Below are 12,256 nucleotides of genomic sequence, written 5' to 3' on the forward strand. Positions count from 1 at the left end.
TGCGGTAACCGCCGTAAGTCGTACAGCCTCAAGCCCGTACGGCTGCCCGGATGGACCTTTTCACCGGGAGTTCAACCGGTGGTCGGCTACTGTCGGTCCATGGTCACGGTCCCTGCGCGACGGGTTTCGGTCGCGGTCTCGCTCAGCGGTCTGGCCGCCTTGGCGATCGGCGCCGGCCTGGTGCTGCTGCTGCAGGTCATCCCGCCGACCGACGCGATCAGCCCGACCCGCCGCACGATCAGCGAGTACGGCCTGTCCGACCACAAGTGGGTGTTCGACCTCGCGGTCGTCTTGGTGGCCCTGGGCTCGGCCGCGGGCCTGGCGGTGCTGGCCGGGCAACGGCGGCTGCCGGTCCCCGCGGCCATCCTGGGTACATTGTGGACGGTCGGGCTGCTGGTCATCGTGGCTTTCCCGAAGCCGGACTGGGCCACGGTCTCCCGCGCGGACTTCGGCGGGACGCTGCACCGGATCGCGAGCGTGGTGGCGTTCGTGGCGTTGCCGCTGGCGGTGCTGGTGGCGGCGCGGACGGCGTTCCCGGCGTCACCGGGACGGCGCCGGCTCGCACGCGTGCTGGCGCTCCTGTCACTGGGCTGGTTCGCGGTGATCCTGGGCGCGGTGGTGGTGGCCGCGGCCGAGGACGGCCGCTGGTGGACCCTGATCCCGCTCGGCCTGGTGGAACGCGGGATGGCGCTGACGGAGCTGATCGCGCTGGGTGTCCTGCTGGCGCCGGTCGGCGTAACTGACGATGATCGGCTCGCGACTAGCCGGGAGTGAGTGACGATCCCCTGCCGGTGCTGACCGACCTGACCCCGCCGGAGCTTGAGCTGCTCGACAGCGCCCGGAGGGGCGTGGTGGCGCAGGTCAGCGAGTTGCCCGCGCATCTGCTCGCCGTGAGTGACGTGAGTGGGCACCTGGTGCGGGGGCGGTTTCTGCGGGAGCTGCTGCTGGGGCGGCATGGGGAGCTGGACCCGCGTGGTGTCCGGCTGACCGGAGCGCGCATCACGGGTGATCTGGACCTGGCCCACGTGCGGGCGAAGTGCGGGCTGTACCTGACCCGGTGCACGATCGAGGGCTCGTTTTCCGCAGCTGATGCGCACATCGAGAACCTGACCTGCGAAGACAGTCGGATCGACCATCTCGACGCGGGCCGCCTTCGAGTCGAGGGCGTACTGGGTTTGGCAGGGACACGGATCACCGAAGCGGACTCGGATGAACCACCGATCAACCTCGGCGACGCCCATGTGGGCGAACTCGATTGCAGCGGTCTCGAGATCCGCACTGGTTCCATTGCCGCCCTCTTCGGTGATGGTTTGCACGTCGACGGCGACGTGACCCTTTGGCGTGCACGGATCCACTGCTTCGCGGAGTACGGCGCACTCCGTCTGACAAGTGCCCGGATCGGCGGCCAGCTCGACGGTGCCGAACTGCAAGTCGTCAATGACGCAGGACCTGCTGTCCAGGCCGACGGTCTGCAAGTGGGAAACAACCTGTACATGATGAACGCCCACATCATCGGAGCCGGCCAGCTCGGCGCGTTGCGGTTGTTGAGAACGGAGATCGGCGGTCAAGCCCAGTTCGCGGAGCTCCAGGTCAGTAACCCGTCCGGCCCAGCCATCACCGCTGACAACCTGCGCGTGGCCAGCACCCTCTACCTCGGCAAAGCGCGCATCGCCGGCAACGGGTCAGACGGTGCGCTCCGTCTCCCGGGAGCGCAGATCGGTGGCCAGCTCAGCGGGGACGAACTCGACGTCCACAACTTCGCGGGGCCGGCCATCATCGCCGACGGGATCGGGGCGACCAGCCAGCTATCCCTGCGGGACGCCCGTCTCACGGGCAGCGGCGAACTTGGGGCCCTCCGTCTGCTCGGCGGGAACATCAGGGGCCAATTCAGCGCCGCAGATGCCCGGATCATCAACGAGACCGGCCCCGGAATCGTCGCCGACGGCCTCAAGGTCGAGGGAGATCTGTACCTGAACAGGGTCCACGTCACCGGTGCGGGCCCGTCCGGCGCGGTCCGCATGGTCAGCACCAGAATCGGTAGCCAGCTCACCTGCACTGACATGCGGGTGGTCAACAGGTCGGGGCCCGGGGTCACTGCCGACCGTCTGGACGTCACGGGCAACTTGTCGTTCAAGAACGTGCGAATCACCGGTAACAGCGGGCGCGGAGCCCTCCGGCTCCCCTCGGCAAAGATACGAGGACAGCTCAACCTCACCGCCCATTCGATTCGAAATCCCCACGGCAGCGCCATCAACCTCATCGGTGCCCGGACCGACGGCGTGATCTTTCTGCCCTGCCGGCTCGTGTGCGTTCAGGCGTGGGGCCGCTCCTGCCGCTGGTCGACCAAAGTAGATCTCGACGATTTCACGTTCGGCTCGTTGGCATCGCTCTCGTGGCGAGAGTGGCTGCACCTGATCCGCTTCCACACCCCGCGCTACACCCCGTCCCCGTACCAGAAGCTGGCCGCATCAGAGCGGGCCGCGGGGCACGACGGCAACGCACGGCACGTTCTCATCACCCAGCAGCAAGACCTCCAGCGCCGCGACTCCAGGGCACTCGGCGGTCGGCTCACCCACCTGTTCCACCGCTCCTGGGGCCTCCTCGCCGGCTACGGCTACCGAGCCCGCCGAACCGCCGCCGCACTCCTGATCGCGCTGATCGCCGCCGCCACCGTCGGTCTCGTGGCGGGGCACATCACCGATGGCACCCACCACGCCGCGGAGCGCGTCACCAGCTTTGCCCAGCCGGCCGGGCAACCATGCAGCACCGTCGAACTCATCGGCGTCGGTCTCGATCGCGGCCTCCCGCTCTCGCCGACCGGCGTCCGCACGCGCTGCGACCTCAACACCGAAACCACCGCCGGGGAGTGGTTCACCCTGCTGATCTGGCTCATCCAAGCCGCCGTGTGGGGCCTGGCCACCCTGGCCCTCGCCGGGTACACCGGGCTTATCCGCAAGCCCGCGTGATCAGGTCAGCTCCGGCTCCACAGTGTTGACGAGCCGCGGATCGGGTTCGCCGCTCGACATCTTCAGGAACCCCCGCGCGACCCGTACCAGCAACAGCCAGTTCTTCGGCTTCTTCTTGTCCACCCCGCCGACCAGCTGCTTGAGCATCGAAAGCGTGTCGAAGTAGATCCGCTCGCACACGAGCCTCTCCTGCGCGTCGAACACGAAATAAGCCGTCATGCGCACGCGGAAGCGCGAACCCGTCGCCGGGACCGGGCCCAGTGGGCCCGAATGCGTTCCCAGCAGCCAGAACTCCACGATGACCGCGTCGGCGCTGTGCCGCAGCGCGATCAGCTCGTGGTGCTGGTCGGGGAACGCCGTGCGCGTGTCGTGGTAGTAGCCGCGGACCGCGCTGTCGCCGTCGTGGACCGTCATCGTCGCGATGACCTCGTAGTGCGGGTGGGGGAACGTCGACAGCGTCGCGTCCCAGTCCTGGGCGACCTCGTCGCGGAAGTGGTCGAGCACCAGCTTCTGCCGCGCCGCGAGGACTTCGGGAGCGGGGATCTGCGGCATGACGGCTCCTATATCTACGGTGTAGGTATCCGACGATAACCTACACTGTAGGCACGCCGAAAGAAGGGGGAAGCCGTGCTCGAAGGAGCTCTGGCCCGCGCGAAACCCGTCGTCCGGTGGAGCCTCGGGCACGCGCTGCCCCGGACCGTGCTGCGCCGCGAGGCCAAGCGCGGCGACCTGCAAGGACGGATGGTCGTGGACGCGGCCGCCGGGCGGGATCTGACCGGGCTGTTCGAGGAGATCCGCGCCGCCGGGCCGCTGGCGCGCACCCGGTTCGGCTGGATGACCACCACGCACGCCGCGGTCCGGGAAGTGCTCTCCAGCGACGACTTCCGCGTCGGCGTCATCGGTGCCGACGGCTCGCCGCTCGGCCGGCTCGTCGAGTGGTCGGCCGGAGAGCACCTGCACCCGGTGCGGCCGCCGTCGCTGCTCGCCGTCAACCCGCCCGAGCACACGCGCTACCGCAAGCTCGTGACCGGCGTGTTCACCGCGCGCGCCGTCGAGCAGCTGCGCGGCCGCGTGCAGGAGATCGCCGATGGCCTGCTCGACGGCCTCGACCCCGGCCGCCCGCTCGACCTCGTCGAGTCCTACTGCGGGCTGCTGCCGGTGACCGTCATCAGCGAGATCCTCGGCGTGCCGCCGTCCGACCTCGGCAAGGTGCTGGCCCTGGGCTCGGCGGCCGCGCCCAGCCTCGACCTCGGCCTGGGCTGGCGCACCTTCCGCCACGTCGAGACCGCGCTCGGCGAGTTCGACACCTGGCTCGGCGAGCACCTCGACCACCTGCGCCGCCACCCCGGCAAGGACCTGTTCAGCAAGCTCGTCGCCGCCCGCGACGACGGCGTCGGCCTCACCGGGACGGAGCTGAAGTCGACCGCCGGCCTGGTGCTGGCGGCCGGGTTCGAGACGACGGTCAACCTGCTCGGCAGCGGCATCGCGCTGCTGGCCGGCGACCCCGGGCAGCTCACCGTGCTGCGCGAGCGGCCCGAGCTGTGGGGCAACGCCGTCGAGGAGGTGCTCCGGTACGACCCGCCGGTGCTGCTGACCGGACGGCTCGCGACCCGCGCGACCGAGGTCGCCGGGGTGCCGCTGCCGCGCGGCGCACTGGTCACCACCGTGCTGGCCGGCGCGAACCGCGACCCCGGGGTCTTCGCCGATCCGGCGGTCTTCGACGTCACCCGGGAGCGGGCGCGCGACCACCTGGCGTTCGGTTCCGGCCGGCACCACTGCCTGGGCGCGTCGCTGGCGCGGATGGAGGGCGAGATCGGGTTGCGCACGATCTTCGAGCGGTTCCCCGGCCTGCGCGTGCTGCCCGGCGGCCGTCGCCGGTCGACCCGGATCCTGCGCGGCTACGAAAACCTGCCCGCGGTGCTCGCGACGTGACGACCCGGCGTGGCCGTCCGCCCAAGGACCTCGGTGGCCTGTCCCGGGACCGGATCCTGCGGGAGGCGCTCGCGTTGGTCGACGAAGAGGGCCTGGACGCCGTCAGCATGCGCAAGCTCGCGCGGCGGCTCGGCGTCGACCCGATGAGCTTGTACAACCACGTGGACGGCAAGGACGCGCTGCTCGACGGCGTCGCCGAGGTGCTGCTGGCGGCGATCCCGGCGCCCCCGCCCGGCGACCTGCGGGAGACGATGTCCGCGCTGGCGCACGGCTTCCGGGCCGCGATGCTCGATCACCCCCGCGCGGCGCCGCTCGTGCTCACCCGCCAGCTCGCGTCGATGACGGCGCTGGCGCCGGTCGAGGCCGTGCTCGGGCCGCTGCTCGCGGCGGGTTTCCCGCCGGACCGCGCGGTGCACGGGCTGCGGGCGGTGCTGGCGTTCCTGATCGGCACGCTGATGCGGGAGGTCGAGGCCGCGCCGACGTTCAGCGGCACCGACCCCGACGGCGCCCGCCGTCGCTTGGCGGACCTCGAGGGCTCCGGCCTGCCCGCCGTCACCGCGGCGGCGCCGTACCTCGCCGTGTGCGACCACGAGGCAGAGTTCGAGTTCGGGCTGCGGATCCTGCTCGACGCGCTCAGCGAGCTCTAGCGGATCCGCTCGTGCAGCGCGGCCATCCGCGCGTCGAGGTCGGCCGCCGTCCTGGCCGCGGCCGACAGCTCGCCCGCGAAGTCCGGCGGGACGCTGTCGCGGTATTTGTACGACAGCTTGTGCTCGACGGCCGCCCAGAAGTCCATCGCGATGGTGCGCAGCTGGACCTCGACCTTGACCTTTTCGACGCGGTCCGACAGGAACACCGGGATGCGGACGATGAGGTGCAGGCTGCGGTAGCCGTTCGCCTTGGGTTGCGCGATGTAGTCCTTGGTCCGCAGCAGCTCGACGTCGTCCTGCGCGGTGAGCATCCGCGCGACTTCGTAGACGTCGGACACGAACGGGCACACGACGCGGATCCCGGCGATGTCGTCGAGCGCGCCGGCGGCGGACACCCAGTCGGTGCCGAGGCCGCGGCGGTGCACTTTTTCCCTGATCGCCTCGGGCCGCTTCACCCGGCTGGTGATGTGCTCGATCGGGTCGTGCTGGTGGACGAAGTCGAACTCCTCGCTGAGGATCCGCAGCTTCGTCATCAGCTCTTCGATGGCGAACTTGTACATCAGGAGGAACCGCGGGAGCTGCCCGGCGACGGCGAGCTCGTCGGCCGCCTCACGCAGGGAAGCGTCCTCGGCCGCCGGGTCGGTGGTCACTGAAGCCTCGTGCTGTCGTCGGTCGCTTGCGAACGCCAGGGTACTGCGCTCTGAACCGACAACGGCCGGCGCCGGGCCGGAGTTCCCCCGGGTCACCGGATCGGGGGTCACCGGGAGGGCGGAGGGTGAGCACCGGCCCGCCGCCGGTGCTCACCCTCCGGGTCTTCTACTTGCCGGCGGTGGCCGTCGCTGTGGCGGTGGCCTTGGCCGCTTGTGCGGCGACGCACTTCTCGGCGGCCGCGGCGGTCTGGTCGGCGGCCTGGGCCTGGGCCTTCTGGTGGCCCTTGCCCTTCTGGTCGTCGGCCATGCCTTGCTGCTCGGCGGCCATGCCCTGCTGGTCGGCTGCCGCGCTCTGGTCGGCGGTGGCCTGGGTCACGCAGTCGAGGATCGCGGCGCAGTCCTGGTCGGAGACGGCGTTCTGGGCAGCGTCCTGCTGAGCGGCCATGCCGTTCTCGTCGGCCATGCCCTGCTGGTTCGCCATACCGTTCTGGTCGGCCGCGCCGTTCTGCCCGGCCATCGCCTGCTGGTCGGCCATGCCGTTCGGGTGGGCCGCGCCCTGCTGGTTCGCCATACCGTTCTCGGCGGCCATGCCGTTCTCGTCGGCTGCGCTGTTGCTGCCGGCCATGCCGTTTTGCTCGGCCGCGCCCTGCTGACCGGCCATGCCGCTCTTGTCGGCCGCGCCGTTCTGCCCGGCCATCCCCGGTTGGTCGGCCATGCCGTTCTCGGCGGCCTTACCGTTCTGCTTGGCCGCGCCGTTCTCGTTGGCCATGCCCTGCTGACCGGCCGTGCCGTTCTGCTCGGCCTCGCCGTTCTGGGCGGCCATGCCTTGCTGGTCGGCCACCCCGTCGGCACCTGCGACTTGGGCTACGCACTTCTCGACCACGGCGCAGGCCTGAGCGGCCGCCGCGTTCTGGTCGGCGGCGTTCTGCTGGTCGGCCGCCTTGCCCTTCTCCGCGGCCTTGCCCTTCTGCTTGGCCTTGCCGTTCTGGCCGGCCATGCCCTGCTGCTCGGCCATGCCGCCCTGCTCGGCGGCGCCGTTCTCATCGGCAGCCTTGCCGTTCTGCCCGGCCATACCCTGCTGCTCGGCCATGCCGCCCTGCTCGGCGGCGCCGTTCTCACCGGCGGCCACGCCGTTCTGGTCGTCGGCGCCGTTCTCGTCGGCCGCCATCCCGCTCTTCCCGGCGGCACCGTTCCTGTCGGCGGCCATGCCGTTCTCCTTGGCCGCCGCCTTCTTGCCGGCCATGCCCTTCTGCTCGGCCGCCGCACCCGGCTCCGCCGCTCCGGCCACCGCCGCGCACTCGGCCGCAGCCGCGTTCGCCGCTACCTTGCCTTCACACCCGGCGGCCTCGCGCCTCTGTTCGATCTGCTGGACCACCGCCTGGCGGTTGGCGATGCGGGCCGCCGATTGGGCGTCCGGGGCGGCTTGCTGGCCTGCGATGAACGTGAGGTTGTTCTGCAGCGCCGTGTCCAGACCACTGCAGTTCTCGGTCGCCGCGTTGCTCGCCGGGCTGCTCAGGGCGATCGCCGTCGCGGTCGCCCCCGCGACTCCCAGCAGCGCTACCAGCCCGATCGTCGCCGGTTTGCGGTGTCGTCCGGTCCTGCGCGTTTGGGGCATCAGCCCCTCCTCTCGGGTCGCCACCTCACCCACTCACACGGGGCGATCGCCCGAGTGGTTCAAAGTGCGGGAAAACGACCCGAGAGTCCTTTGTGGACTAGCCGAGCGAGGCCAGCTGCGGCACCGCCGGGGCCATGCCCTCGATCCACGTCGACGGCGAGCCCGTCGTCGGGGTGACGATCGCCGTCTCGATGCCCAGCTTCGCGTAGGCCGCCATCGAACGGACGAAGTCGTCTCGCGTTTCCGGGGTGGGGCGGGGGTTGTTGGCCAGGATCGTCTTGCGGATCGTCGTGTAGTCGCGGCCGACGTCGTCGCAGTGGCGGCGCAGGACGTCCAGCTTGTGCGCCACGTCCTCCGGTGACGTGCCGAACAGGTTGCACGCGTCGCCGTACTGGGCGACCAGGCGCAGCGTCTTGCGCTCGCCCGAGCCGCCGATCAGGATGTTCGGGCGGTGGATCGGCTGCGGCGAACAGAGCGTCTCCGCCAGCTGGTAGTGCTTGCCCTCGAACGGGCCGTTGGCGGTCGGGTCCCACATCCGGCCGCAGATGCGCAGCGTCTCTTCCAGGCGCTCGAAACGCTCGGCGACCGGCGGGAACGGGACGCCCATGCCCCGGTGCTCGCGCTCGAACCACGCCGCGCCGATGCCGAGGGCCGCGCGGCCGCCGGACACGACGTCGAGGGTCGTGACGATCTTCGCGAGCAGGCCGGGGTGGCGGTACGTCACGCCCGTGACCAGCAGGCCGAGCTCGATGCGGGACGTGTGCGCGGCGAGGTAGCCGAGCGTCGTGTAGCCCTCCAGCATGTTCGACTCGGCGGGGAGGCCGGTGGGTTCGATCTGGAAGTAGTGGTCCATGAAGGACAACCAGGTCGCACCGGCCTCCTCCGCCGCGGCGCCCACCCGGGCGAGCTCGCCGGCGATGGCGGGGGTGCCGCCGTCGATGTCGAAGATGGGCAGGTGGAAACCGAGTTCCATGGGGTGTTCTCCTGACGTGCGGTCGACGTGACCCCACGTTAGGTCCTGGAGCGCGCTCCAGGTCAAGCTAGCTCAGCCGCGCCACCAGGTCCGTCGCGATCCGGTGCTCCACCGGCGCCGGGACCGGCTGGACGCCCGGGGCCAGGCCGCCCGCCACCGCCGCCAGGCTGCGGACCTGCAGGGTCAGGCCCAGGTCCATCGCCTGGATCGAGTTGCCGTTGGCCGCGGTCAGGTTGAGCATCCGGCCGCGGTCGAGGACGACGATCTCGCGGCCGCCGGCCAGCACGTGCCCGGTGCGGCGGCCCGGCTCGCCGTACTCCACCGTGCGGACCGTCGCCGCCCGCAACGCCGCCGCGTCGATCTCCCACGCGAAGTGCCCGACGCCCGCGATCAGCGCACCGTCCGGCAGGGCCGCCAGTTCCGCGGCACCGACGACGCCGGGAGCGCCCGTCGCGGTGAAAACCGCTTGCGCGTCCGCCAGCACCTCCGTCGACGAAGCGACGCGATGACCGTCCAAAATGGCCTGCAGCGCCCGCATCGGGTCCGGTTCGCACACCGCGACGCGCGCGCCGAGGCGCGACAGCGTGTCCGCGACGCCCTTGCCGCACGGCCCGTAGCCGAGCACCGCCGCGCGCATCCCCGGCACCATCAGGTTGGTGGCGTTGAGGAAACCCTGCACGACGCTCTGCCCGACGCCGAATTCGTTCTCCACCAGCAGTTTCAGCCGCGAGTCGTTGATCACGACGATCGGGTGGGCGACGCGCTCCTCGCGCAGCCGGACGCCGCCGGTCGTCGTTTCCTCGGTACCGCCGAGCCAGCCGGACGGCGGACCCGAGCGCAGCAGCGAAAGCGTCAGGTCGGCGCCGTTGTCGAGCGTGAGGTCGGGTTCGCACTCGAGCACGAGGGCTACGTTGCGGGTGTGGCCGGTCTCGTCGTCGGCACGGCGGGTGTGCACGCGCACCCCGAGTTCCCGCAGCGCGGCGGCGACGTCGTCGTGGGTGGTGCCGGGCGAGCCGGTCAGGCTGACCTCGACCCCGGCGCGGGCGAGCAGCGTGACCAGCGCCGCCGTCTTGGGTTCGACGTGCAGGCACATCGCCAGGCGCCGCCCGGCGAGCAGGGGCGCGGCTTCCGCGACCGCGGCAGCGGTCAGCGGCATGTGCTTGAGCGCCCACTCGGTCCCGGCGTGAACGAATGAAGGCATGACTGTCCTTACGGTTGAAGGGAAAATGGGGCCGGGAACCCCGTCAACCGTAGAAGTCGCAGCGGTACGAGTGATCGCCGAAGATCGCCCGTCCGCTCATGCCGTCCAAGCTACCGCAGCCAGCCTCGAGGAGTTCTTCGCCCTGGACGAGGCCTTCCACCAGGGCCTGCTGACGTTGAGCGGGCACGCGAACGCGTGGACGACGGTGGCGTCGCGAAGGGGCACCTGGATCGCGCCCGCCGGCTCGGGCTCTACGACGCGCAGTCCCCGGCGGAGTTCGCGACGCAGCACGTGGAGATCCTCGACGCGGTCCGCGCGGGCGACATCGCGGTGGCGCGCACGGCGATGCGCCGGCACCTGCGGGCGGTGTTCGAGGACGTGGAGCGGGTGGGAGTGACGCTCAGCGCAACGCCGTCGCGAAGAACGCCGAGACGTCCGATGACGTCGTGACCGGGACACCCGCCTGGCGCAGGTGGTCGGCGAACTCCGCCGACTTCCGGCCGCCCGCGACGAGGAACGGGGGCGCGCCCGCCGCCGGGTGGGTCAGCGGGCTCGCCGAGCGGAGGGTCTCCGGGGCGCGGCCCAGCGCCACGAGCACCGACGCCCGCGTCGCCGGGTCCGTGCCGCGGAGGTCCGTGAAGTCGGCCGGGGCCGAGAGCGCCGCCGCCGCGCGGACGTGGGTGCCGGGCGTGAGGGCGAGCAGCGACGCCAGCGTGCCGCCCGCGCCGGTGCCCCACACCGCGATGCGGGCCGGGTCGATCGCCAGCGCGGCCGCGTTCGCCTCCAGGAACCGGACCGCGCAGCGGGCGTCGTCGAGCGGGGCGGGCCAGCGGGCGGCGGGCGCGAGGCGGTAGTCGATCGAGGCGACCGCGAAGCCGTGCGAGGTCAGGTCGTCCGGCCGCGTCCCGGCGAGCAGCGCGCCCGGCCCGGACGGCTTGCGGTTGCCCAGGAGCAGGCCGCCGCCGTGGAGGGACAGCACGACCGGCGCCGGGCCGTTGCCAGGCGGACGGCGGAGGTCCATCGCCAGCGGGACGCCGTCCGGGTGGCAGTACTCGACCGTGCCGCCGTCGAGCAGGGTCGAAGCGCCGGTGCCGCGGATGCCGTCGCCGGCCGCGACCGTACCCGCCACGCCGGTCGCGATGACGAGCAGGAGCACCGGGAACAGCACGATCCACGCCGACACCCGCCGCAGCGCGGACGGCCGCGGGTGCGCCCGGTGGCGGGCCACCACCAGGAAGCCGCCCAGCGCGACGACCTGCAGGCCGGCGGCCACGTAGTCGGTGAAGCCGACGACGGTGTCCGCCGGCTGCCAGGGATCGAGCCGGACCAGCAGCCCCAGCGGCCGGCTGAGCACCCAGAGGGTCAGGGCCGCGAACGCGGTGAGCGCGCCGAAGTGCGCGGTCTTGCGCGTCGGCCACCCGACCACGGCCACGACGGCGAGCACCTCGACCGCGGCGACGGCACCGAAAACCATCGCGTACAGCTGCCAGATCCGCCAGAGCGCGGGCACCGCGGCGGCCGGGATCAGCGCCCCGCCGAGCCCCGCGAAAGCAGCCGTGACCAGCACCGGACCACGACTGAGGGCCGCCGGTGAGGTCGACGGCGGGCGGTACGCGCTCCGCTGCCCGTCGACGACCTTCATCCCGCCAGTGTCACCCCGGACGCCCGCGCCCCGCCACGCCTACCCGCGCGCGGCCGTGTAGTTCCGGAACAGCAGGTAGGTGTCGAGGATGTCGGCGGGCGCGCTCTCGACCGAGCGGTGGATCCCCCACTTCGGGCGGACGTAATCGCCCTGATCGGGGATGGTCACGCCGCTCCTGCTGCCCCGCGCGGCGACCGGGGCGCCCGCTCCGGTGCCGTTGCGGATGCCGCACGACGCCTTGCCCTTCGAGCCCGGCGTGCACGTCCACTCGATGGTGATCCACTTGTTCCGCAGCGGCGAGAGGTCGGTCGCGGCGATGCTCGGCGAGCCCGGGTCGGCGTAGGCGCGGGCGTTGAGCAGCTCCTTGCCGCCGCTGCGGGTCAGGTCCGGCGTCACCCGCGGGCCGCCGTTGGTCGACGGCGTCTTCGTCTGGAAGATGCCGTGCTGCACCATGCCCTTCGATTCGGTGCGCTGGCGGTCGCCGCCACCGGTGGTGTCGCGGTCGTCCTTCCAGATGGCGAAGCGGTAGTGGTCGCCTTCGACGACGACGTACTCGCGGTCGGGGTGGTGGTGGCCGCGGTCGGCCTCGATGCCCTCGAAGGCGTTCAGGCCGTCGGTGGCGGGGTCCGG

12 protein-coding genes are annotated in these 12,256 nt (G+C 71.7%); 5 read left to right on the forward strand and 7 right to left on the reverse strand.

Annotation, left to right across the window (positions count from 1 at the left end; translation table 11 throughout):
* The first annotated feature begins 99 nt into the window (after positions 1 to 99).
* Positions 100 to 774, forward strand: a complete 675-nt coding sequence (locus AB0B33_RS25175) for a DUF998 domain-containing protein (RefSeq protein WP_360776094.1) — start codon at positions 100 to 102, stop codon at positions 772 to 774.
* Complete coding sequence (locus AB0B33_RS25180) at positions 771 to 2,966, forward strand: hypothetical protein (RefSeq protein ID WP_360776097.1); 2,196 nt, start codon at positions 771 to 773, stop codon at positions 2,964 to 2,966. The genes AB0B33_RS25175 and AB0B33_RS25180 overlap by 4 nt, the downstream gene beginning before the upstream one ends.
* Here the strand turns inward: AB0B33_RS25180 and AB0B33_RS25185 are convergent, their stop codons facing one another.
* Positions 2,967 to 3,518 (reverse strand): ester cyclase, encoded by a 552-nt coding sequence (locus AB0B33_RS25185; protein WP_360776100.1) that lies wholly within the window; start codon positions 3,516 to 3,518, stop codon positions 2,967 to 2,969.
* Between the two features lie 75 nt (positions 3,519 to 3,593).
* Here AB0B33_RS25185 and AB0B33_RS25190 point away from each other — a divergent pair, with 75 nt between their 5' ends.
* Together AB0B33_RS25190 and AB0B33_RS25195 are read left to right on the forward strand one after the other, a co-directional pair.
* Entirely contained in the window at positions 3,594 to 4,898 is a 1,305-nt protein-coding gene (locus AB0B33_RS25190; RefSeq protein ID WP_360776103.1) for a cytochrome P450, read from the forward strand.
* Positions 4,895 to 5,545: a TetR/AcrR family transcriptional regulator C-terminal domain-containing protein gene (locus tag AB0B33_RS25195; RefSeq protein WP_360776106.1), complete on the forward strand. Its 651-nt coding sequence runs from the start codon at positions 4,895 to 4,897 to the stop codon at positions 5,543 to 5,545. The genes AB0B33_RS25190 and AB0B33_RS25195 overlap by 4 nt, the downstream gene beginning before the upstream one ends.
* Here AB0B33_RS25195 and AB0B33_RS25200 read toward each other — a convergent pair.
* The 4 genes from AB0B33_RS25200 to AB0B33_RS25215 all read right to left on the reverse strand — a co-directional run bounded on the left by AB0B33_RS25200 (position 5,542) and on the right by AB0B33_RS25215 (position 9,984).
* Complete coding sequence (locus AB0B33_RS25200; protein WP_360776109.1) at positions 5,542 to 6,195, reverse strand: GTP pyrophosphokinase family protein; 654 nt, start codon at positions 6,193 to 6,195, stop codon at positions 5,542 to 5,544. The two genes, AB0B33_RS25195 and AB0B33_RS25200, sit on opposite strands and share 4 nt — an antisense overlap.
* A gap of 166 nt (positions 6,196 to 6,361) precedes the next feature.
* Complete coding sequence (locus AB0B33_RS25205; protein WP_360776112.1) at positions 6,362 to 7,810, reverse strand: hypothetical protein; 1,449 nt, start codon at positions 7,808 to 7,810, stop codon at positions 6,362 to 6,364.
* A gap of 97 nt (positions 7,811 to 7,907) precedes the next feature.
* Positions 7,908 to 8,783 (reverse strand): LLM class F420-dependent oxidoreductase, encoded by an 876-nt coding sequence (locus AB0B33_RS25210; protein WP_360776117.1) that lies wholly within the window; start codon positions 8,781 to 8,783, stop codon positions 7,908 to 7,910.
* A gap of 67 nt (positions 8,784 to 8,850) precedes the next feature.
* Positions 8,851 to 9,984 carry an adenosylhomocysteinase gene (locus AB0B33_RS25215; RefSeq protein WP_360776120.1) on the reverse strand — a complete coding sequence of 378 codons (1,134 nt, stop codon included), beginning with the start codon at positions 9,982 to 9,984 and terminating at the stop codon, positions 8,851 to 8,853.
* 195 nt (positions 9,985 to 10,179) lie between these two features.
* On the opposite strand from AB0B33_RS25215, the gene AB0B33_RS25220 reads away from it, so the two are divergent.
* Entirely contained in the window at positions 10,180 to 10,434 is a 255-nt protein-coding gene (locus AB0B33_RS25220) for an FCD domain-containing protein (protein ID WP_360776123.1), read from the forward strand.
* Here the strand turns inward: AB0B33_RS25220 and AB0B33_RS25225 are convergent.
* On the reverse strand, positions 10,385 to 11,626 hold the full coding sequence (locus AB0B33_RS25225; RefSeq protein ID WP_360776126.1) for an alpha/beta hydrolase: 1,242 nt from the start codon (positions 11,624 to 11,626) through the stop codon (positions 10,385 to 10,387). The genes AB0B33_RS25220 and AB0B33_RS25225 overlap by 50 nt on opposite strands.
* A gap of 39 nt (positions 11,627 to 11,665) precedes the next feature.
* Entirely contained in the window at positions 11,666 to 12,079 is a 414-nt protein-coding gene (locus AB0B33_RS25230; RefSeq protein ID WP_360776129.1) for a hypothetical protein, read from the reverse strand.
* Positions 12,080 to 12,256 lie beyond the last annotated feature (177 nt).

It is taken from the genome of Amycolatopsis sp. NPDC049159 (assembly GCF_040648295.1).
Taxonomy (GTDB): Bacteria; Actinomycetota; Actinomycetes; order Mycobacteriales; family Pseudonocardiaceae; genus Amycolatopsis; species Amycolatopsis pretoriensis_A.

Bases quoted from the DNA above. Each gene is read 5' to 3' on its own strand.
- AB0B33_RS25175 (WP_360776094.1), top strand. From the start codon at position 100: ATGGTCACGGTCCCTGCGCGACGGGTTTCGGTCGCGGTCTCGCTCAGC.
- AB0B33_RS25185 (WP_360776100.1), bottom strand. From the start codon at position 3,518: ATGCCGCAGATCCCCGCTCCCGAAGTCCTCGCGGCGCGGCAGAAGCTG.
- AB0B33_RS25205 (WP_360776112.1), bottom strand. From the start codon at position 7,810: ATGCCCCAAACGCGCAGGACCGGACGACACCGCAAACCGGCGACGATC.
- AB0B33_RS25210 (WP_360776117.1), bottom strand. From the start codon at position 8,783: ATGGAACTCGGTTTCCACCTGCCCATCTTCGACATCGACGGCGGCACC.
- AB0B33_RS25215 (WP_360776120.1), bottom strand. From the start codon at position 9,984: ATGCCTTCATTCGTTCACGCCGGGACCGAGTGGGCGCTCAAGCACATG.
- AB0B33_RS25225 (WP_360776126.1), bottom strand. From the start codon at position 11,626: ATGAAGGTCGTCGACGGGCAGCGGAGCGCGTACCGCCCGCCGTCGACC.
- AB0B33_RS25230 (WP_360776129.1), bottom strand. From the start codon at position 12,079: ATGGTGCAGCACGGCATCTTCCAGACGAAGACGCCGTCGACCAACGGC.